Below are 21,559 nucleotides of genomic sequence, written 5' to 3'. Positions count from 1 at the left end.
AGGGGGCGAACCCCTCCCGGGCCGCTCGGCCGCGGTGAGCTGGATCAGAAGGTGAGCTTGACGCTGTTGATCCGGCCGGTGTCGTACCGTGCCACGTCCTGGACCCGCAGCTTCCAGACCCCGTTGGCCACCTCGGACGAGGCGTTGACCGTGTAGGTCGCCACCACGTTGTCCGCGGAGTCGCCGGAGGAGGAGTTCTTCAGCCGGTAGGACGACCCGTCCGGGGCCACCAGGTCGATGACCAGGTCACCGCGCCAGGTGTGCGTGATGTCCACGCCCACCTTGAGGGTGCTCGGCGCGTTGCCCGCGACACCGGAGACGGTGACCGAGCTGGTGACGGCCGCGCCGGCGTCCGGGATGTTCACCGGGGTGGTGTTCTCGAACACCTTGCCGCCCGGGTCGGGGTCGCCGCCGCCGGGGCGCGAGCCGACGTTGATGCCGGCCCAGGCGTGGGCCACGGCCGCGTACTCGGGGCTGGTGGCGCCGTACAGCTCACTGGCGACCGCGAGCGTGCCGGTGCGGGCGGCGGCGTAGTTGGTCGTCGAGGTGAACTTGGTGGTGAGCGCCTTGAACCAGATCAGCGACGCCTTGTCCCGGCCGATGCCGGTGACCGGCAGTCCGTCGGAGGTCGGGGAGTCGTAGGTGACGCCGTTGATCGTCTTGGTGCCGCTGCCCTCGGAGAGCAGGTAGTACCAGTGGTTGGCCGGGCCCGAGGAGTAGTGGACGTCGACGTTGCCGATGCCGGAGTACCAGTAGTCCTTGGAGCTGCCGTCCCGGCTGGGCTTGTCCATGTAGCGCAGCGGGGTGCCGTTGCCGCGGATGTCGATCTTCTCGCCGACCAGGTAGTCGCCCTTGTCCTGGGCGTTGTTCGCGCTGAACTCGACGGCGGCGGCGAAGATGTCGGACGTCGCCTCGTTGAGACCGCCGGACTCACCGCTGTAGACGAGGCGCGCGGTGTTCGATGTGACGCCATGGGTCATCTCGTGGGCGGCCACGTCGATGGAGGTCAGCGGCTTGGCGTTGCCGTCGCCGTCGCCGTACGTCATGCAGAAGCAGCTGTCCTGCCAGAAGGCGTTGACGTAGTTGTTGCCGTAGTGGACGCGGGAGTACGCTCCGACGCCGTCACCCCGGATGCCGTTGCGGCCGTGCACGTTCTTGAAGTAGTCCCAGGTGAGCGCGGCGCCGTAGTGGGCGTCGGCGCCCGCGGTCTCGGCGTTGCCCGGGGTGCCGTCGCCCCAGACGTCGTCCGGGCCGGAGAACAGCGTCCCGGTGCCGGAGCTGCCCCGGTTCAGGTTGTATGTCTTGTGGTTGCCGCGCCCGGTGTCGGTCAGGGTGTACGAGGGGGCGGTGCCCAGCGTCACCTGGCCGCTGTACTGCGTGTTGCCCGTGCCGTTGTGGACGGCCTGCCACTCGTAGAGCTTCTCGCCCGTGGTGGCGTCCGTGAGCACGTGCAGCTCGTTCGGGGTGCCGTCGTGCTGGAGTCCGCCGACCACGGTCTCGTAGGCGAGCTGCGGGGCGCCGCCGCCCACCCAGACCACCTTGCGCGGGGCGTTCTCCGCCTTCTTGGCCTTCGACCCCTCGGCCGCGGCCGCGCCGAGCGCCTGCTTCTCGGCGGCGGCCGGGGCCACGTCGGCGGTCAGGCCAACGGCCTTCAGCTGCGCGCTGGTCGCCCTCGACGCCTTGCTGACGCCCTCGGTCCGCCCGGTGGCGGACTCCTTGACCACGAGGTCGCCGCCGAGGACGGGGAGCCCGTCGAGGGTGCGCTCGTAGCGGGTGTGCGTGGTGCCGTCGCGGTCCTGGACCACGTCACGGACCACGAGCTTCTCGGTGGACCCGAGACCGAGCTCCTTGGCGGTGGCCGCCTTCGTGGCGTTCGCCTCCTTGAGCAGCTCCGCGCGCTGGGCCGGGGAGAGCTTGGCGGGCAGGGAGCCCGGATCGGCCTTCGTGCCGGCGGTGATCCCGCCGAGCGGGGCCGAGGCGGGGGCGGAGGTGGCGGTCGCGGCACCGGACGGAACGGCGACGGCTATGAGGGCTGCGGCGGCTATGAGAGCGCCGGTCGCGGTGGCGCGACGGCTGGGCGTGGATCTCACGCGGACTCCTTCTGCGATGGGGGGTACCGGGCGGCCTGGAGGGGCCGTCCGGACGGTGCAGGCGGTGCGCAGAACGGGGTGAAGAGTGTCAGCAGACGACGGTGTCTGTCAGGAGCGCGTCAACAACTTGGCCGATTTTCGTTCGTTGCCGGAAAGGTCATGTTCGTTAAGCGGACGTTTCGTCGATCGTTGCCGCAGTGTTACGGGGCGTTCCGGAGGCCGGAGTTCACAGGGTGGTCACAGGTTTCGCGCGCAAAGGCCACCGGGTCGCCGCGGGTGGGGAGGGGCGTGATGACCGTCAGGTGAGACGGCGTCGGGTTCTGGCCAGATCCGCGCGCCGGAATGCGCCGGTCCGTCAGGGTGCGGGCTTCAGGCGGTCGCGTCCGGCGGGTAGACCGTGAATGGCGTCACATCCGTCATACGACCGATGCTGCCACCCGCCACTGACAGCGCCCCGCGACGTCCGGACCACGCGGGGCCACGGCAGAGTGGGGGCATGGACGTACTCGAAATCGCCCGTGCCTGTGTCCTGGAGCGTCACCCCGACGCCCACGCCGCGTTCCTCGGCGGCAGCGTCCTGACGAGCCGCCGCACCGCCCGGTCCGACCTGGACGTCGTCGTCCTGCTCGACGGCGCACCCGCCCCGTACCGCGAGAGCCTGCGGTACGGGGACTGGCCCGTGGAACTGTTCGCGCACACCGAGGACTCCTGGCACAGCTTCGTGATCCCGGAGATCGCGCAGCGGAGATCGCCCCTGCTGTGGATGTGCGCCGACGGGGTGCTGCTGCTCGACGCGGACGGGACAGGAGCACGGATTGCGGAGACGGCGAAACGTCTCGCGGCCGCGGGGCCGCCCCCGGCCACCGTCACGAAGCTCGAAGACGCCCGGTACGCGCTGACGGATCTGCTCGACGACTTCGCCGCCGTTACGGACGCGGGGGAGCGGTTGTTCGTCGTGGCCGAACTCGTCCGGCGGACCGGCGAGCTGGCGCTGCTGACCCACGGCACGTGGCTCGGCGGCGGCAAGTGGCTGGCCCGGCGCCTCGAACCCGTCGCGCCGGGCCTGGCCGAACGCCTGGAGGAGGCCGCGCAGGCCGCGCTGCGCGGCGCGCCGGAGGGCCTGACCTCACTGGTCACGGAGGTCCTCGACGCGGCGGGCGGTCCCGTCTGGGAGGGGTACCGCCGCAGCGGACCGCGGAAGACGGTCTGAACCCCGGCTGCGATTCCCCGCTGTCAGCGGGGTCCTCCCCGGCGCAGCCCCCTGCGCAGCCGGCCTGCCGCGGCCGCGCTTGCGATGCCGAGGGCCGCGCCCGCGGTCACGTCGCCGGGGTAGTGGACGCCGGTATGGACGCGGGAGTAGGCGACGGCGCTCGCCAGGCTCCAGAGCGGCAGCAGGGCCTCCGGCAGGACGGCGCCGACTCCTACGGCGAACGCGACGGCCGAGGCGGTGTGGCCGGACGGGAAGGAGGCGGAAGCGGGCATGGGGACCTGGCGTGCGACCGTGACCCGGGCCGCCTCCCGGTCGGGGCGCCGTCGGCGGACCAGGCGTTTGGCTAGCAGGTTCGCGGACACGGAGGCCACGGCGACCGCGCCGAGCCCCGCACAGGCCGCCCGCCGGGGCCGTCCGGGGAAGACGGCGAGCCCGGCGGCGATCCCCAGCGAGAGCTTGGAGTGGTCGGCCGCCCGCGACAGCCGCCGCAGCGCCGCGTCCAGCGTGGGTGTGGGCGTGCCGGCCACCGCCGCGTACACCGCACCGTCGACGGCGCGCAGGTCGCGCAGCGCGGCGGCGACGACCGCCCCCGCGGTCCCCGCCCGGCGCACCCCGCCCGTCCCGGCGTCGGGAACACCGGCGGTGCTGTGTCCGTCCGCCGCCCTCATCGCGCCCGCCCGAGGGCCAGCGCCGTGATCCAGCGCCAGTTCAGCGGTGAAGCCGGCGCCACCGTGCCCGGCCGGGTGCGGGGGACCAGGACGCGCAGGACCCGGTGGCGCACCGTGCAGACGACCGGGGTGGGCAGCATCAGCGCCTCTCCGTCCACCGCGACCGGAATCACGTCGTCCGGGGCTGTCACCTCGACTCCGCGCACCGTCGCGAAGACGACGCCCTGTGCGCGTTCGCCCCGCACGGCGAGGTCGGCGGCCTGGGCCGCGCTCTCCACGCGCACGGCGATCACCCCGAGCTTGCCGCGGTCCAGGCGCGGACGCAGGCCCGTGGAGAGCGGATCGGGCGCGGCATAGGGGTTGTTGGTGACGAGAACGGCCTGCTGTTCGGTGAGCGGCTTCTCCCCGGCGACCGCGTCGAGGCGCCTGCCCTCCGCCCCGAGCAGGTCGGGCAGCAGTGCGAGCGCGGTCCCCGCCTTCGCGTCGCGGTACTCGGGCCGCTGCACGATATCCGCGTACGCCCCGAAGGACACGGTGTTGACGAAGGGCAGCCCGTTCACCATGCCCAGGTCGACGCGGAGTTCCTCGCCGTCGGTCAGCGCGTCCAGGCAGCGGGCCGGGTCGGTGCGGTCGAGGCCGAGGTCCATGGCGAAGTGGTTGCGCGTGCCCGCCGAGATCACCAGGAAGGGCAGCCCGTGCTCGGCCGCGACCCCCGCGACCTTCGCCTGGGTACCGTCACCGCCGGCCACGCCGAGCAGGTCGGCACCGTTCGCGGCGGCCTCGCGCGCCAGCTCCTCCACATCGGGACCACCGCCCTCGGCATCGAGTACGTGCACCCGCACACCGAGCCGTTCGGCCTTCTCCACGAGCCCGAAGCGGCCGACCTTCCCGCCCCCGGAGCGCGGATTCATGATGACGAAGGGCTGCCGCGGCTGCCTTCCGGCGCTGCCGCGCACCACATACGCCTTGCCGTGCGCGCGCATCGCCGCCCGCCCGCAGACCAGGGCCAGGCCGTACAGCGCCAGGGCGAGCAGCGCCCAGACCCAGACGCCCCGCCAGATGTAGTAGACGAGCACCGCGACCGGCGCGGCGACCGCGAGCAGTGCGCCGAGCAGGCGGGGCAGCCCGCGCAGGGAGAGCAGCCACCACAGGCCGACGGCGGACAGCACGAGCCCCGCGATCCCGGCGACGAAGACCAGAGCCCCGACGTCGACGAGCGCCAGGCACAGCACCGCGACCACGGCCGCGAGCGCCACCAGCGCGCACCGGGCCAGGAACCGCGCGGCTCCGCGCGAGGGCCGACGACCGGTCACCCTTACCACCTCCGGTCCGATTCTCGGCGATGCCGCCCGGCCCGGCATCCGGGGCCGGGCCGGACGCGACGACAGCGCGTCCGGACCCGGCGACCGCGGATCCTGGACGCCGTCGCCCCCCTCAGCTCAGGCTGTCCCGCCACGTCCGGTGCAGCCCCGCGAACCGGCCCGTCCCGCCGATCAGTTCCGCGGGCGCGCCGTCCTCCACGATCCGGCCGTGCTCCATCACCAGCACCCGGTCCGCGATCTCCACGGTCGAGAGCCGGTGGGCGATCACCACCGCCGTACGGCCGTGCAGCACCGTGTCCATGGCCCGTTGCACCGCGCGCTCGCCGGGGATGTCCAGGGAGCTGGTCGCCTCGTCCAGGATCAGCACCGACGGATTCGCCAGCAGGGCGCGGGCGAAGGCCACCAACTGGCGCTGGCCCGCCGAGATCCGGCCGCCCCGCTTGCGTACGTCGGTGTCGTAGCCGTCCGGGAGCGCGGCGATGAAGTCGTGCGCGCCGATCGCCTTCGCCGCGTGCTCGATCTCCTCGCGGGTGGCGTCCGGGCGGCCGATCGCGATGTTCTCCGCGACCGTCCCGGAGAACAGGAACGCCTCCTGCGTCACCATCACCACGCCCCGGCGCAGCTCGGCGGTGGACAGGTCGCGCAGGTCCGTGCCGTCCAGCAGGACCCGGCCCTCGGTCGGGTCGTAGAAGCGGGCCAGCAGCTTGGCCAGCGTCGACTTGCCCGCGCCCGTGGAGCCGACGACCGCGACCGTCCGGCCCGCCGGGATACGCAGGTCGAAGGCGGGCAGCACCTCGCCGCCCGTACGGTAGGCGAACCGCACCCCGTCGAACACGACCTCCCGGCCCGGGAGATCGCCCGAGCGCGGCGGCAGTTCGGTGGGGTGGTCGGTCTCCGGGACGTTCGGCGTCTGGGCCAGCAGCCCGGCGATCTTCGTCAGGGAAGCCGCCGCCGACTCGTACGAGTTGAGGAACATCCCCAGCCGGTCGATCGGGTCGTACAGCCGGCGCAGATACAGCACCGCCGCCGCCAGCACCCCGAGCGCCAGCGTGCCCTCCGCCACCCGGTAGGCGCCCCACAGCACCATCCCGGCCACCGCCGTGTTGGCGATCAGCCGGGAGCCGACGACATAGCGGGCCATCTCCAGGATCGCGTCGCCGTTCGACCGCTCGTGGCGGGTGTTCAGCTCCGTGAAGGCGGCGTCGTTGCTCCGCTCCCGGCGGAACGCCTGGACCGGGCGGATCCCGTTCATCGTCTCCGCGAACTTCACGATCACCGCCGCGATCGCCGTGGACCGCGCCGTGAACGCGACGGACGCCCGCCGCCGGTACATCCGGACCATCAGATACAGCGGTACGAAGGAGAGCGTGGCGATCGCGCCGATCCCCAGGTCCAGCCAGAGCAGCACCAGGGCGATCGACACGAACGAGAGGACCACCCCGATCAGTTCCTGGAGCCCCTCGCTCAGCAGCTCCCGCAGCGACTCCACGTCGGTCGTCGAGCGCGAGATCAGCCGGCCCGAGGTGTAGCGCTCGTGGAAGTCGATGCTGAGCGCCTGCGCGTGCCGGAAGATCCTGCCGCGCAGCTCCAGCAGCACGTCCTGGTTGATCCGTGCGGCGGCCCGGATGAATCCGTACTGGAGGACGCCCGCGCCGACCGAGCAGAGCGCGTAGCCGACGGCGACCGCGACCAGCGGCCCGTAGTCGTGGTCCCGGAACGCCGGAACCCCGCTGTCGATCGCGTACGCCACGAGCAGCGGGCCCGCCTGCATCGCCACCTGCTGCACCACCAGCAGCAGGGCCGCGATCGCCACCCGGCCGCGCATCGGGGCCAGCAGCGAGAACAGCAGCGCCAGGGTCGCCCCGGGCGGGGCGGGCAGGTCGTCCTGGTCGAACGGGTCGCCGGAGGACCGGGGTTCGGGCGTGGCCGGCCCCTTCTTCCGCAGTCCGTCGTCCTCGGCCGCGGGAAGCGCGGCGTCGTCGGTGGTCGTCGTCATCGGGCACTGCCCTCCTCGGCGGGGTTCTGCTCGGCGGGAACCTTCTCGGCGGGGGCGCTCGGCGCCGCCGCGGGGGTCTTCCGTCCGGGCACGGGACCCGGCTCCGCGCCCGACATCAGCCAGGCGTACTCCGCGTTGTCGCGCAGCAGCTCCTGATGCGTGCCGACCGCGGCGATCCGGCCCCCGGACAGCAGCGCCACCCGGTCCGCCAGCATCACCGTCGACGGGCGGTGCGCCACGACCACCGCCGTCGTCCGCGCCAGGACCTCCCGCAGCGCGGCCTCCACCAGCGTCTCCGTGTGCACGTCCAGCGCGGACAGCGGATCGTCCAGCACCAGGAAGCGCGGCTCACCGACCACCGCACGCGCCAGCGCCAGCCGCTGGCGCTGACCGCCGGAGAGGCTCAGGCCCTGCTCGCCGACCTCCGTGTCCAGCCCGCGCGGCAGCTCGTGCACGAAGTCCGCCTGGGCCACCGACAGCGCCCGGCGCACCTGCGCCTCGTCCGCGTCCGCCGCGCCCATCGTCACGTTCTCACCGACCGTCGCGGAGAACAGCGTCGGCTCCTCGAACGCCACCGACACCAGCTCCCGCAGCCGCGAGCGCTCCATCGTGGCGATGTCCTCGCCGTCCAGCGTGATCCGCCCGCCGGTCACCTCGTGCAGCCGGGGCACCAGCGCCGTCAGCGTCGTCTTGCCCGACCCCGTGCCCCCGACGAGGGCCAGCGTCTCACCGGGCCGGATGTGCAGATCGATCCCGGACAGGACGGGCGGGGAGTCCGGGTCCGCGTCCGGATAACGGAACGCGACGTCCTCGAACACCATCCCCGGGGCGGTGGCCGGAGCCCCCTCGCGTACGGCGACGGCGCCCCGCTCCTCCGCCACGTCCATCACCTCGAAGTACCGGTCGGTGGCGGTCGCCGACTCCTGGCTCATGGCCAGCAGGAAGCCGATCGACTCCACCGGCCAGCGCAGCGCGAGCGCCGTCGACAGGAACGCCACCAGCGTGCCCGCCGACAGCGTCCCGTCCGCCACCTGGATCGTGCCGAGCACCAGCGCCGCGCCGATCGCCAGCTCCGGGATGGCGGTGATCAGCGCCCAGATCCCGGCGAGCAGCCGGGCCTTGCCCAGCTCCGTGTCGCGCAGCCGGTGCGACAGCGCCCTGAACGCCCGCGCCTGGCTGCGGTGGCGGCCGAAACCCTTGACGATGCGGATGCCCAGCACGCTCTCCTCGACGACCGTCGTGAGATCGCCGACCTGGTCCTGGGCCCGGCGCGCGACCACCGAGTACTTCGTCTCGAACAGCGAGCACAGGATGATCAGCGGCACCGCGGGCGCCAGCAGCACCAGACCGAGCGTCCAGTCCTGGGCGAACAGAAGGACGAACCCGACGAGGATCGTCGCCGTGTTGACGACCAGGAACGTCAGCGGGAACGCCAGGAACATCCGCAGCAGCATCAGGTCCGTCGTCCCGCGCGACAGCAGCTGGCCCGAGGCCCAGCGGTCGTGGAACGCGACCGGCAGCCGTTGCAGATGGCGGAAGAGATCCGCCCGCATCGACGCCTCGACCCCGGCCAGCGGACGCGCCACCAGCCACCGCCGGAACCCGAACAGCAGCGCCTCCGCGATACCGAGCAGCAGCAGATACAGCGCCCCCAGCCACACCCCGCCCGGATCGCGGTCGGCGACCGGGCCGTCCACCATCCACTTCAGGACCAGCGGGATCACCAGGCTCAGGCAGGACGCCAGGATCGCCACGAAGGCGGCCGTGAACAGGCGCACCCGCACGGGTCGGACATAGGGCCACAGGCGCAGGAGGGAGCGCACGGCGGACCGGTCCGTGCGCTCTGCAGGCATTTTGGGCATCAGGGCCGACTTTACGTTTCACCACTGACATCGGGCCTCCCCTTTTCCGGCCGCCCGCCGCTCGCTCACCCCCCCTCGACCGGTCCGGTCGTACCCGGTCGTACTCCTCCCTCAACCGATCGGCTGACACGACGTCGAGCGTGACGGCGGATACCGGCCCGGCCCGCCCGCCGGAACCCTGAGGGCATGGCCATCATCGAAGTCAACGAGGTGCGCAAGACGTACGCGGGCCGCCACGTGGTCGACGGCGTCTCGTTCTCCGTCGACGAGGGCGAGATCTTCGGCATCCTCGGCCCCAACGGGGCGGGCAAGACCACCACCGTCGAATGCGTGGAGGGCCTGCGGATCCCCGACGCGGGCACGGTCAGGGTCGCCGGGCTCGACCCCGTCGCCGACCACGACCGGGTGACCCGGCTGCTCGGCGCCCAGCTCCAGGAGAGCGAGCTCCAGGCGAAACTGACCGTACGGGAGGCCCTGGAGCTCTATGCCGCCCTCTACCCGGCCCCCGTCGACTGGCGGCCGCTCGCCGACCGGCTCGGCCTGTCCGACCGGCTCGCCACCCGCTTCGCGAAGCTCTCCGGTGGCCAGAAGCAACGCCTGTTCATCGCCCTCGCCCTGATCGGCGACCCGAAGGTCGTCGTGCTCGACGAGCTGACCACCGGCCTCGACCCGCGCGCCCGCCGCGACACCTGGAAGCTCATCGAGGAGGTCCGCGACAGCGGGGTGACCGTCCTGCTCGTCACCCACTTCATGGAGGAGGCCCAGCGGCTCTGCGACCGGATCGCCGTCATCGACCGCGGCAAGGTGGCCGCCCTGGACACCCCGGCCGGGCTCATCCGGCGGGCCACCGGCTCCACGGTCATCTCCTTCGTCCCCTCCCGGGCACTGACCGGCCCCGACCTCACCCGGCTCACCGCGCTTCCCGGCGTCGCCACCGTGCACCCGCCCGACCGCGAGGGGGTGCTCACGCTGCACGGCACCGACGAGACGGTCACCCCGTTCGTCGCCCTGCTCGCCGGACTCGGCGTCACCGCCCAGCGGCTGCGCATCACCGGAACCAGCCTCGACGAAGCCTTCCTCGACCTCACCGGAGAGGACATCTGACATGGAGACCGAGACCACCACCGCACCGGCCGCCGCCCCCGAGCCCCGCGTCGCCCGGCGACGCGGCCCCGCGGCCGCCGTCCTGATCGCCGAGACCCGGCTCTTCCTCCGCGAACCGGGCAACCTGTTCTGGATCTTCGTCTTCCCCTCCGTCCTCCTGGTGATCCTCGGCTTCGTCCCCGCCTTCAAGGAGGCGCAGGACGACCTCGGCGGACGGCGCGTCATCGACCTGTACGTTCCCATCTCGATCCTGCTCGCCATGATCACGGCGGCCGTCCAGGCGATGCCGCCGGTCCTCACCGCCTACCGCGAGCGCGGCATCCTGCGCCGGATGTCCGCCACCCCGGTGCGGGCCTCCGCCCTGCTCTTCGCCCAGATCCTGCTGCACGGAGCGGGCTGCCTCCTCTCCGCGTTCCTCGTCACCGCCGTCGGCCGGACCGCCTACGGAGTCGCGCTGCCCGAACAGCTCCCCGGCTACCTGCTGGCGCTGCTGCTCGCCGTCTCCGCCGCGCTGACCCTGGGCTCCATGATCTGCGCCGTGTCCCGAACGGCGAAGGCGGCCACCGCGTTCGGCACGGGTGCCTACCTCGTGATGATGTTCAGCGCCGGGGTGTGGCTGCCCGTCCAGGCGATGCCCGACGCCCTGCGCCGCATCGTCCAGATCACCCCGTTCGGGGCCGCCTCCCAGGCGCTGGGGCAGGCCGCGTCCGGGAGCTGGCCGGGCTGGATCCACCTGGGGATCCTCGCCCTGTGGACCGTTGTCCTGGGCGTCGCGGCCGCTCGACTCTTCCGGTGGCAGTGACGGAGACTCCGGACATGACGTTGCCGCCCCGCTCCTCGTACCCCTCGGGTGCGACGGGGCCCCGCACGATCGAGCACCGCTGGGAGCAGTTCCACCGGTACGGCCCCTACGCCGTCCTCACGCTGTCCGCCCTGGTCGGGGGTGTCGCCGCCGACCTGATCATGACCCGCACCGAGATGTACGCGGCCGGGGCCCTGGTGGCGGCGGCGTACGGGCTCCAGATCTGGTGGGGCCGTGCCCGCCCGCGTACCGTTCCGGGCGCCCCGGCCGGGGTGGCCTACTACACCGCCAGGACCGCCCTCGCCTTCGCGCTGTCCTGGCTCAACCCGTTCTTCGCGATCTACGCGGCGCTCAGCTACTTCGACGTCGACCCCCTGCTGCCCAGGCGCTTCACCCGCGCCGGCCTGCTCACCACCGCCGTCACCCTGGCCGGTTCGCAGAGCGGCGGCCTGCCGCCCGCCTCCCTGATGAACTGGGTCGCCTTCTGCGTGCTCTACGTCGTCAACGCCGCCCTCGCCCTCTTCTTCTGGCACGTCGGGATGCGCGAGGACGAGAAGGCGCGTATCCAGGCCGAGACCATCGCCGAGCTGGAGCGCACCAACCTCCGGCTGGAGCAGGCCATGGCCGAGAACGCGGCCCTGCACGCCCAGCTCCTGGTCCAGGCACGCGAGGCCGGGGTCGACGACGAGCGGCGCCGGCTCGCCGCCGAGATCCACGACACCCTCGCCCAGGGCCTCACCGGGATCATCGCCCAGCTCCAGGTCGTCACCTCCCTCACCGACCGCGACCCGGAGACCGCCCGCGTCCACCTGGACCGCGCCGCCGCGCTCGCCCGCCACAGCCTCGGCGAGGCCCGCCGCTCCGTGCACAACCTGGCCCCCTCCGCGCTGGAGCACGACGAACTGGCCGGGGCGCTGAAGAAGACGGTCACCGAATGGGCCGAACGGCACCGCGTCCGCGCCGACTTCACCGTCACCGGCACCGTCGAGCCGGTCCACGACGAAATCGCCGCCACCCTGCTGCGCATCGCGGGCGAGGCGCTGGCGAACACCGGCCGGCACGCCGGGGCCTCCCGGGTCGGGGTGACGCTGTCGTTCATGGACGACGAACTGACCCTGGACGTACGGGACGACGGCCGCGGCTTCGATCCGGAAACCGCCGCACCGGCGAGCCGCACCGGTGGGTTCGGCCTCGGCGGCATGCGCGCCCGCGCCGAGCGCATCGCGGGCGCGGTCGAGGTCGAGTCGGAACCGGGCGGCGGCACGGCGGTATCGGCCAGGGTCCCGCTGGTCAGACACCCGTGAACGGCCCTGTGGGGCAACCCGACCGGGCCCGCGTGAGCGGCCCCGCCCCAGTCCCTGGTCAGAGGCCCGTGACCCCCCGTACGGTGCGATCATGACCGACACCCCCGCCCGCAACGTCAGCCTCGTCGTCGTCGACGACCACCCGGTCGTGCGGGACGGCCTGCGCGGCATGTTCACCGCCGCCCCCGGCTTCGAGGTGCTCGGCGAGGCGGCCAACGGCGTGGACGCGCTCGCCGTCGTCGCGGAACTCGACCCCGACGTCGTCCTGATGGACCTGCGGATGCCCGGCGGCGGGGGCGTGGCGGCCATCGCGGAGCTGACCCGGCGCGGCGCCCGCTCGAAGGTCCTGGTGCTGACCACGTACGACACCGACTCCGACACCCTCCCCGCGATCGAGGCGGGCGCGACCGGCTACCTCCTCAAGGACGCCCCGCGCGAGGAACTGTTCGCCGCCGTCCGGGCCGCCGCCGACGGACGCAGCGTCCTGTCGCCCGCCGTCGCCTCCCGGCTGATGACCCGGGTCCGCACCCCCGCCCCCGACCCCGCCGCGACCTCCCTGTCGGCCCGCGAGCGGGAGGTGCTGGTCCTGGTGGCGCGGGGCACCACCAACCGGGAGATCGCCGCCGAACTCTTCATCAGCGAGGCGACCGTGAAGACCCATCTCACCCATGTCTTCGCCAAGCTGGGCGCCAAGGACCGGGCCGCGGCCGTCGCCATCGGCTACGACCGGGGCATCCTCGGCTGACCCGCCCCGCCCCCGCTACTCCACCACCCGCAGCAGCAGCACCGACCGGGCCGGCACCGTCAGCTCCGAACCGCCGTCCAGCAGCGTGCCCGGAGCCTCGGCCTGCTCCTCCCGCGAGGTGTCCAGGACCAGTTCGTACGCGTCTGCCCACGGCGCCCCCGGCAGGGCGAAGGACGTCGGCTCCGCGCCCGCGTGCAGGACGGCCAGGAAGCTGTCGTCGGACACCGGCTCGCCCCGGGCGTCCCGACCGGGGATGTCCCGACCGGAGAGGTAGAGCCCGAGCGTGGCGGCGGGCGCGTACCAGTCGCCCTCCGTCATCTCCCGGCCGTCCCGGGCGAACCACGCCAGATCCCGCAGCCCGTCCGGGGCCTGCGCCCGGCCGGAGAAGAACGCGCGGCGGCGCAGCACCGGGTGGGTCCGGCGCAGCGTCAGCACCCGGGCCGTCAGCGCGGCCAGCTCCCGCCACTGCGGCTGGTCCAGCAGCGACCAGTCGACCCACCCGGTCTCGTTGTCCTGGCAGTAGGCGTTGTTGTTCCCGCCCTGGGTGCGGCCCATCTCGTCGCCCGCCACCAGCATCGGCACCCCGGTGGAGAGCAGCAGCGTGGTCAGCAGATTGCGGAGCTGGCGGCGGCGCAGCGCGTTGATGCCCGGATCGTCGCTCTCGCCCTCGGCCCCGCAGTTCCACGCCCGGTTGTCGTTCGTCCCGTCCCGGTTGCCCTCCCCGTTCGCCTCGTTGCGCTTGTGCTCGTAGGAGACCAGGTCGCGCAGGGTGAAGCCGTCGTGCGCGGTGACGAAGTTGACCGAGGCGTACGGGCGGCGCCCGCCCCAGGCGTACAGATCGCTGGAGCCGGTCAGCCGGTAGCCGAGATCCCGTACGTCGGGGAGCGCGCCGCGCCAGAAGTCGCGCACGGCGTCGCGGTAGCGGTCGTTCCACTCGGTCCACAGGGGAGGGAACGCCCCGACCTGGTAGCCGCCGTTGCCGACGTCCCACGGCTCGGCGATCAGCTTCACCCGGCGCAGCACCGGGTCCTGGGCGATCACCGCGAGGAACGGGGAGAGCATGTCGACGTCGTGCATCGAGCGGGCCAGCGCCGCCGCCAGGTCGAAGCGGAAGCCGTCGACGCCCATCTCGGTGACCCAGTAGCGCAGCGAGTCGGTGATGAGCCGCAGCACCTGGGGCTGGACCACGTGCAGGGTGTTTCCGCAGCCGGTGTAGTCGGCGTAGCGGCGCGGGTCGCCCTCCAGCCGGTAGTAGCCGCGGTTGTCGATGCCGCGCAGCGACAGCATCGGCCCCAGCTCGCCCGCCTCCGCGGTGTGGTTGTAGACGACGTCGAGGATCACCTCGATCCCGGCGTCGTGCAGCGCGCGCACCATCCGCTTGAACTCGCCGACCTGCTGGCCGGCGGTGCCGGAGGAGGAGTAGTCGGCGTGCGGGGCGAAGTAGCCGATGGAGTTGTAGCCCCAGTGGTTGCGCAGCCCGCGCCGCAGCAGATGGTCCTCGTGGGCGAACTGGTGCACCGGCAGCAGTTCGACGGCGGTCACCCCGAGCCGGGTGAGGTGCCCGATCGCCGCCGGGTGCGCGAGACCGGCGTACGTGCCGCGCAGCTCGCGCGGGATGTCCGGGTGCAGCTTGGTGAAGCCGCGTACGTGCAGCTCGTAGATGACGGAGTCGGCCCACGGGGTCTTGGGCCGCCGGTCCTCCACCCAGTCGTCGTCATCGTGGACGACCACCCCCTTGGGGACGTACGGGGCCGAGTCCCGGTCGTCGCGCACGGTGTCGGCGACATGCTGGTCCGGCCAGTCCCGGACGTGCCCGTACACCTCGGGCGGCAGGCTGAAGGTCCCGTCGACCGCACGGGCGTACGGGTCGAGCAGCAGCTTCGCCGCGTTCCAGCGGGCCCCCGTCCACGGGTCCCAGCGGCCGTGCACCCGGTAGCCGTAGCGCTGACCGGGCCGTACGCCGGGGACGAAGCCGTGCCAGATCTCATGGGTCAGCTCGGTCAGCGGGCAGCGCGTCTCGACGCCCCGCTCGTCGAACAGGCACAGCTCGACCGCCTCGGCCCCGCCCGCCCACAGCGCGAAGTTCGTCCCCGCCACCCCGTCCGGCCCGACCCGGAAGCGGGCCCCCAGCGGCATCGGGGCCCCGGGCCACACGGCGGGGGCCGGGGCGGCGGCTCGTTGGGCCTCGGCGTGTCCGGCGCGCCGCACCTCCACGATCTCCGCCCGGACGGCGGCCACCGTCCCCGCCTCCCGCACCGCCTCCCGCTCGGAATCCTGTACTGCCTCCTGCTCGGCTGCGCTCGACACCGTGTAGCCTCCCGCGGCTCGTGGGACGGGCACCTGCGAGGGGGCGCGCGGCGTCCCGGCCGCGGCGCCCTCCGGACAGCCCTCCCCTCTGTTCTGCCCACCGTGCGGCCCGCACTCACGTTTCCCCCGACCGGCCCTGGTCGTTGGGGGAGCGTGAACCACACAGCGAAGAGCGCACGCGCCTCCTCGGCCGCCGTGCTGACCTGGGCAGGACTGCTGACCGTGCTGGCCCTGCTGACCGGCTGCACCGACACCCGCGAGGCCCTGCTCAACGGCAAGGCACGGTCCCCCGGCGACGTGATCAGCGTCTTCCCCGAGAACGGGGCCGAGGGCGTCGACGAGGAGACCCGGATCGCGGTGAAGGTCCCCGACGGGCGGCTGGAGAGCGTGAAGGTCATGCGGATCGAGGACGCGCAGCAGCAGACGGTGGCGGGGCGCATCGCCGAGGACGGCCGCTCCTGGGCCCCGGAGCCCAAGGTGGCCCGGCTCGCCCTCGCCGCGAAGTACAGCATCGACGCGGTGGCCGTGGACGCACAGGGCCGCCGCTCCGCCCGGCACTCCACGTTCACCACGCTCGTCCCGGAGCACCGCTTCATCGGCTACTTCAAACCGGAGAACCGGTCCACCGTCGGCACCGGCATGATCGTTTCCTTCGCCTTCAACCGGCCGATCGCGGACCGGGCCGCGGTGGAGAAGGCCATCCGGGTGACGTCCGATCCGGTGGTGGAGGTCGCCGGCCACTGGTTCGGCAAGGACCGGCTCGACTTCCGGCCGAAGACGTACTGGAAACCCGGCACCGAGGTCACCGTCGACATCGGGCTGCGGGACGTGGAGGGCGCCCCGGGCGTCTACGGCAGCCAGGACAAGACCGTCGTCTTCACCGTCGGCCGCCACCAGATCTCCCGGGTCGACGCGGAGGCCAAGACCATGGAGGTGCGCCGGGACGGCGAGCTCGTCAGCACGGTCCCGATCACCGCGGGGGCCCCGAAGACGACGACGTACAACGGGAAGATGGTCGTCACCGAGATGCACGAGGTGACCCGGATGAACGGGGCGACCGTCGGCTTCACGGACAAGGAGGGCAAGGGCGAGTACGACATCAAGGACGTACCGCACGCGATCCGGCTCACCACCTCCGGCACCTTCCTGCACGGCAACTACTGGGCCGACGAGTCCGTCTTCGGCGAGGAGAACGTCAGTCACGGCTGCATCGGACTGCGCGACGCCAAGGGCGGCGGCGGCTCCACCCCCGGCGGCTGGTTCTTCGACCGGACCCTGATCGGTGACGTGGTCGAGGTGGTCAACTCCAAGGACAAGAAGGTCGCCCCGGACAACGGGCTCAGCGGCTGGAACATGACCTGGAAGAAGTGGACGGCGGGCTCCGCCCTGCGCTGAGGCCCCGGGTCCGGCGTGCCCGGAGCCGGACCCCGGCCGCTCCGCCCCGGCACCCCGCGCCACCTGCACAGCTCCCCGCGGAGGCGTCCGAACCAGTTGGGACGGAACGGTGACATTCCGAAGGGAGTTCACCGCGCTCGCGATGTGATTATCTTGCGACGGGCGTGCAGGTGTAGCGCGCGGGGGTGCGGGCCCTGGCGGGAGCCGGGCCGTGCGAGGGGAGACGACCACAGTGAACGGGCAGCCGATATCGGGGGCATCGGCCGAGGCGAGCGGGAAGCGGCGCGGCGGAGCGGGGCTTTTGGCCCTGGTCCTGGGAGCGCTACTGGTGCTGGTGACGGCGTGCGGAGGCGGCGGCAGCGCCGACGCGGGGGACAAGAAGGGGCCGGCGGGCGGGACGAAGAAGGAGGACACGACGGCCTCGCAGGCGGTCGTGACCATCGCGCCCAAGGACGGGGCGGAGTCCGTGGCGACCAGCGGCGTCCTGAAGATCGGTGCCGAGCAGGGCAAGCTGACCACGGTGAAGGTCGCCGACCCCAAGGGCAACGAGGTCGCGGGCGAGATCTCCGCCGACGGCGCGAGCTGGACGCCCGAGCGTCACCTCGCCGCCTCCACCAAGTACACGGTGCACGCGGTCGCCAAGGACTCCGAGGGCCGTGAGTCGGCCAAGGACACCACCTTCACCACGCTCGTCCCGGCGAACACCTTCATCGGGCACTACACGCCCGAGGACGGCTCCACCGTCGGCGTCGGCATGCCGGTCTCCATCAACTTCACCCGTGGCATCACCGACCCGGACGCGGTGGAGAAGGGCATCAAGGTCACGGCCGAGCCGGCCGTCGAGATCGAGGGCCACTGGTTCGGCAACGACCGCCTCGACTTCCGCCCGGAGAAGTACTGGAAGCCGGGCACCAAGGTGACCGTCGAGCTCAACCTCGACGGCGTCGAGGGCCGGCCGGGCGTCTACGGCAAGCAGGCCAAGACGGTGAGCTTCACCATCGGCCGCAGCCAGGTCTCCACCGTCGACGCGAGCAGCAAGCGGATGAAGGTGGTCCGCGACGGCGAGCAGATCAAGGACATCCCGATCTCCGCGGGCGCCCCGGCGACGACCACGTACAACGGTCAGATGGTCATCAGCGAGAAGCTCAAGGTGACCCGGATGAACGGCGACACCGTCGGCTTCGGCGGCGAGTACGACATCAAGGACGTCCCGCACGCCATGCGGCTGTCCACCTCGGGCACGTTCCTGCACGGCAACTACTGGGGCGCGTCCTCGATCTTCGGCAACACGAACACCAGCCACGGCTGTGTCGGCCTGCGCGATGTGCGCGGCGGCTACGACAACCAGACCCCGGCGGCGTGGTTCTACAACAAGTCGATGATCGGCGACGTGGTCATCGTGAAGAATTCCAAGGACAAGCAGATCCAGCCGGACAACGGCCTCAACGGCTGGAACATGGACTGGGAGGAGTGGAAGAAGTAGCCCTCTTCCCCTCCCTGCCTCTCCTGCTCGACCCGGCGGGCCCGGTGCTGTGACCAACGGCACCGGGCCCGCCGCCGTTAGCGGTGGTTAACCTCTAGCCATGACTGTGACCTTCGAAGTACGCGACGGCGTCGGCACCATCCAGCTCGACCGGCCGCCCATGAACGCCCTGGACGTCGCGATCCAGGACCGGCTGCGGGAGCTGGCCGAGGAGGCGACCCGGCGCGAGGACGTGCGGGCCGTGATCCTCTACGGCGGCGAGAAGGTGTTCGCGGCGGGCGCGGACATCAAGGAGATGCAGGCGATGGACCACACGGCGATGGTCCTCCGCTCCAAGGGCCTCCAGGACGCCTTCACCGCCGTCGCCCGCATCCCCAAGCCGGTCGTCGCCGCCGTCACCGGCTACGCGCTCGGCGGCGGCTGCGAACTGGCCCTCTGCGCCGACTACCGGATCGCCGCCGACAACGCCAAGCTCGGCCAGCCGGAGATCCTCCTCGGCCTGATCCCCGGCGCCGGCGGCACCCAGCGCCTGGCCCGCCTGATCGGCCCCTCCCGCGCCAAGGACCTCATCTTCACCGGCCGCATGGTCAAGGCGGAGGAAGCCCTGACCCTGGGCCTGGTCGACCGCGTGGTCCCGGCCGCCGAGGTCTACGACCAGGCCCACGCCTGGGCCGCCAAGCTGGCCAAGGGCCCCGCCCTGGCGCTGCGCGCGGCCAAGGAGTCGATCGACGCGGGCCTGGAGACGGACCTCGACACCGGACTCACCATCGAGCGGAACTGGTTCTCCGGCCTGTTCGCCACGGAGGACCGCGAGCGGGGGATGCGCAGCTTCGTGGAGGAGGGGCCGGGGAAGGCCACGTTCCGCTGATCCGTAGTCAGATGACTCGTGATCCGTAGTCAGGTCGGGCCCGCCGATAGTCGGGTCGGGTGGGCCCCTCGCGGGGGTTCATCAATCAGGGCGGATTATCCGGGCCTTAAGACAACCTTAAGGCCCGGTGTCGTCGTCGTACGGGATGTTCGTGGCGGGTGAGGCGTCGTCGCAGCTCAGGTGGGTTGTTTGCGGGGTTGGATTGCCACGGGCATATGCCGAAAGCCTTCCGTGAACCGCGTTGGACGGGGGTGCGGATTCCCCCGGAACGGCCCCGGAAGGCGAGGTGTGCGGCCATGATGGTGGGCATGGCGGGCCTGGAGGGTGTGGATCAGCCGCGACCGCGCAGCAGTGCGGCGGCGGCACGCAGTTCGTCGGTCATGGATGACGAACAGGCGTTCAAGGTGCTGGAGTTGTTCGGAAATCCGACCGAAGGGGAAGTCCGGCTGCCGTCCCGGCCGGAGTCGGCGGCGACGGCCCGTCGGCTCACCTCCTGCGTCGTGCTCCGCCAGTGGGCCCTCTCGCCGCAGACCGCCGAGTACGCGGTGCTCCTCGTCTCCGAGCTCGTCGGCAACGCCGTGCGCCACACCGGGGCCCGGGTCTTCGGGTTACGCATGGTGCGCCGCCGGGGGTGGATCCGCGTCGAGGTGCGTGACCCCTCGCGCGGGCTGCCGTGTCTGATGCCGGTGCGCGAGATGGATGTCAGCGGCCGCGGGCTCTTCCTCGTCGACAAGCTCTCCGACCGGTGGGGTGTGGACCTGTTGCCGCGCGGCAAGACCACCTGGTTCGAGATGCGGATCTCGGACCGCTGATGCGGGGAGGGCTCCGCCCCGCCGCCCCGCCGGAACGCAGAAGCCCCCGGTCGGCCGTGGTGCGGCGCTGCGGGGGCTTCTGTGGGGGGCCGCAGAATGGGGGGTGTGTCCGCGGCCGCTTGTGACGACCTGGGCCCGGGTCAAGGGGGTCGTGGCTCCGACTATGGCAGATGGGCGACCCCGCGCCAAAGCGACTTGTCGGAATATTTAGGGAACAAACGGGCAACTCTCGATTGAATCGCAGGTGTGCTCGATCACTCGCCTGGCTTTCTGCGTATTTTATGGCAGCACTTGAATGATTCATTGATCATCTGCTGAACTGCGCAATCACCTCATTTCGGTCGGCGTGCCCCTACTGTGTCCCCGGGAACCGGTCGTACCCGTGGAACGTGAGGTGGTCGGGGCATGGACGGACGCAGGGCTCCGATGGGCCGCCGTGACGTGCTGGGCGCGGGGGCCGGCGTGCTGGCCGCCGCCCTCGCCGCGGGCTGCGCCGCCCCGGCCCCCGGCAGCCGGGCCGCTCCCGGACCCAGCGCCCCGGGCCCCACCGGCTCCGCCGCCCCGGCCGCCGCACCCGCCGCCCCGCGCCGCTTCCCCGGGCTGCCCTTCCTGATCGCGCACGGCCCCCGCGACCGGCCCCGCGTCGCCCTCACCTTCGACGGGCGGGGCGACCCTGACCTCGCCCGCGCCGCGCTCGCCCGGTGCGAACGGGCCGGGGCGCGCGTCACGGTCCTCGCGGTCGGCACCTGGCTCGCCGAGCACCCGGGACTGGCCCGCCGGATCCTCGACGGGGGCCACGAGATCGGCAACCACACCGAGCGCCACCTGGACCTCGCGGCCCTGGACGAGCGCGCCGCGTACGAGGAGATCGCCGTCTGCGCCCGGCGGCTGCGCCGGCTCACCGGCTCCATCGGCACCTGGTTCCGGCCCTCGCCCACCGCGTACGCCTCCCCGGTCGTCCAGCGCCTCGCCCGCCGGGCCGGCTACCCCCATGTCCTCGGCTGCGACGTGGAGTCACGCGACCACGCGGCCACCCGCGTCGCCGCCGTCACCCGGAAGGTCGCCGGGGAACTGCGCAACGGATCGGTGGTGGAGCTGAGCCTCGGCCGCCCGGTCACCGTCGCGGCGCTGCCGCTGCTCCTCGCCGAGATCGGCCGCCGGGGGCTGCGCGCGGTGACGGCCACGGAGCTGCTGGACCGACCGGCCGCCGCCGTCACCCGGACGGCCCGATAATCTGACCCCTGACATTCGGCATCACGAAGGGGCGGAACAGTGGCGGACATCGAGTCGGCGCGCGCGGTATTCGAGAAGTTCGACGCGAACGGCGACGGCCTCATCACGGCCAACGAGTACAAGAGCGCGATGGCCCAGCTGGGCGACCCCTTCGTCACCGAGACGGTGGCGCAGGCGATCATCAACGCACACGACGCCAACGGCGACGGTCAGCTCACCTTCGACGAGTTCTGGGCCGCGCAGAACAAGGCCTGATCAGGGACTCCTCGCGGCGGCCGGTCCCTCTCGCGTCGGGGCCGGCCGCCGCCCGGTACGTCCGGAGGGCCACCTCCCGCCCGCCGTGCGCGGCTTGCTGTGG

General features: G+C 72.4%; 17 protein-coding genes. 11 read left to right on the top strand and 6 right to left on the bottom strand.

Annotation, left to right across the window (positions count from 1 at the left end):
* Window positions 1-44: 44 nt before the first annotated feature.
* On the bottom strand, window positions 45-2,090 hold the full coding sequence (locus IE145_RS12235; protein WP_189520954.1) for a M4 family metallopeptidase: 2,046 nt from the start codon (window positions 2,088-2,090) through the stop codon (window positions 45-47).
* Between the two features lie 496 nt (window positions 2,091-2,586).
* Between IE145_RS12235 and IE145_RS12230 the strand changes: the two genes are divergently transcribed.
* Entirely contained in the window at window positions 2,587-3,300 is a 714-nt protein-coding gene (locus tag IE145_RS12230) for a nucleotidyltransferase domain-containing protein (protein ID WP_189520953.1), read from the top strand.
* Window positions 3,301-3,323: 23 nt separating this feature from the next.
* Here the strand turns inward: IE145_RS12230 and IE145_RS12225 are convergent, their stop codons facing one another.
* From IE145_RS12225 to IE145_RS12210, 4 genes are all read right to left on the bottom strand, one after another.
* The gene (locus IE145_RS12225) at window positions 3,324-3,968 is read right to left on the bottom strand and encodes a phosphatase PAP2 family protein (protein ID WP_189520952.1); all 645 of its coding nucleotides are present in this window, start codon (window positions 3,966-3,968) and stop codon (window positions 3,324-3,326) included.
* Entirely contained in the window at window positions 3,965-5,329 is a 1,365-nt protein-coding gene (locus IE145_RS12220) for a diacylglycerol/lipid kinase family protein (protein ID WP_229825527.1), read from the bottom strand. The genes IE145_RS12225 and IE145_RS12220 overlap by 4 nt, the downstream gene beginning before the upstream one ends.
* Before the next feature lie 73 nt (window positions 5,330-5,402).
* The gene (locus IE145_RS12215; protein WP_189520950.1) at window positions 5,403-7,286 is read right to left on the bottom strand and encodes an ABC transporter ATP-binding protein; all 1,884 of its coding nucleotides are present in this window, start codon (window positions 7,284-7,286) and stop codon (window positions 5,403-5,405) included.
* Window positions 7,283-9,148 (bottom strand): ABC transporter ATP-binding protein, encoded by a 1,866-nt coding sequence (locus tag IE145_RS12210; RefSeq protein WP_189520949.1) that lies wholly within the window; start codon window positions 9,146-9,148, stop codon window positions 7,283-7,285. The genes IE145_RS12215 and IE145_RS12210 overlap by 4 nt, the downstream gene beginning before the upstream one ends.
* A gap of 186 nt (window positions 9,149-9,334) precedes the next feature.
* Between IE145_RS12210 and IE145_RS12205 the strand changes: the two genes are divergently transcribed.
* From IE145_RS12205 to IE145_RS12190, 4 genes are all read left to right on the top strand, one after another.
* Complete coding sequence (locus IE145_RS12205) at window positions 9,335-10,252, top strand: ABC transporter ATP-binding protein (protein ID WP_189520948.1); 918 nt, start codon at window positions 9,335-9,337, stop codon at window positions 10,250-10,252.
* Between the two features lies 1 nt (window position 10,253).
* Window positions 10,254-11,054 carry an ABC transporter permease gene (locus IE145_RS12200; RefSeq protein ID WP_189520947.1) on the top strand — a complete coding sequence of 267 codons (801 nt, stop codon included), beginning with the start codon at window positions 10,254-10,256 and terminating at the stop codon, window positions 11,052-11,054.
* Window positions 11,055-11,068: 14 nt separating this feature from the next.
* A complete protein-coding gene (locus tag IE145_RS12195) occupies window positions 11,069-12,358 on the top strand; it encodes a sensor histidine kinase (RefSeq protein WP_189520946.1) in 1,290 nt (429 codons plus the stop codon).
* A gap of 91 nt (window positions 12,359-12,449) precedes the next feature.
* Complete coding sequence (locus IE145_RS12190) at window positions 12,450-13,103, top strand: response regulator (RefSeq protein ID WP_189520945.1); 654 nt, start codon at window positions 12,450-12,452, stop codon at window positions 13,101-13,103.
* A gap of 15 nt (window positions 13,104-13,118) precedes the next feature.
* Here IE145_RS12190 and glgX read toward each other — a convergent pair whose 3' ends face one another.
* A complete protein-coding gene (gene glgX, locus IE145_RS12185) occupies window positions 13,119-15,410 on the bottom strand; it encodes a glycogen debranching protein GlgX (RefSeq protein ID WP_189520944.1) in 2,292 nt (763 codons plus the stop codon).
* A 153-nt stretch (window positions 15,411-15,563) separates the two neighbouring features.
* Between glgX and IE145_RS12180 the strand changes: the two genes are divergently transcribed.
* The 6 genes from IE145_RS12180 to IE145_RS12155 all read left to right on the top strand — a co-directional run bounded on the left by IE145_RS12180 (window position 15,564) and on the right by IE145_RS12155 (window position 21,456).
* Window positions 15,564-16,805 carry a L,D-transpeptidase gene (locus IE145_RS12180; RefSeq protein WP_189520943.1) on the top strand — a complete coding sequence of 414 codons (1,242 nt, stop codon included), beginning with the start codon at window positions 15,564-15,566 and terminating at the stop codon, window positions 16,803-16,805.
* Window positions 16,806-17,037: 232 nt separating this feature from the next.
* Complete coding sequence (locus tag IE145_RS12175; RefSeq protein ID WP_189520942.1) at window positions 17,038-18,288, top strand: L,D-transpeptidase; 1,251 nt, start codon at window positions 17,038-17,040, stop codon at window positions 18,286-18,288.
* A 100-nt stretch (window positions 18,289-18,388) separates the two neighbouring features.
* Entirely contained in the window at window positions 18,389-19,156 is a 768-nt protein-coding gene (locus IE145_RS12170) for an enoyl-CoA hydratase/isomerase family protein (protein ID WP_006127686.1), read from the top strand.
* Window positions 19,157-19,452: 296 nt separating this feature from the next.
* Window positions 19,453-19,968 carry an ATP-binding protein gene (locus IE145_RS12165; protein ID WP_189520941.1) on the top strand — a complete coding sequence of 172 codons (516 nt, stop codon included), beginning with the start codon at window positions 19,453-19,455 and terminating at the stop codon, window positions 19,966-19,968.
* Window positions 19,969-20,373: 405 nt separating this feature from the next.
* Window positions 20,374-21,201 carry a polysaccharide deacetylase family protein gene (locus tag IE145_RS12160; RefSeq protein ID WP_189520940.1) on the top strand — a complete coding sequence of 276 codons (828 nt, stop codon included), beginning with the start codon at window positions 20,374-20,376 and terminating at the stop codon, window positions 21,199-21,201.
* 39 nt (window positions 21,202-21,240) lie between these two features.
* Window positions 21,241-21,456, top strand: a complete 216-nt coding sequence (locus tag IE145_RS12155) for an EF-hand domain-containing protein (protein WP_006127690.1) — start codon at window positions 21,241-21,243, stop codon at window positions 21,454-21,456.
* Window positions 21,457-21,559: the final 103 nt, after the last annotated feature.

The organism is Streptomyces sindenensis, assembly GCF_014649035.1.
GTDB classification, from domain to species: domain Bacteria; phylum Actinomycetota; class Actinomycetes; order Streptomycetales; family Streptomycetaceae; genus Streptomyces; species Streptomyces sindenensis.
Note: the sequence above shows the minus strand (reverse complement) of the source record. Positions and strands in the feature narration are given on the sequence as shown.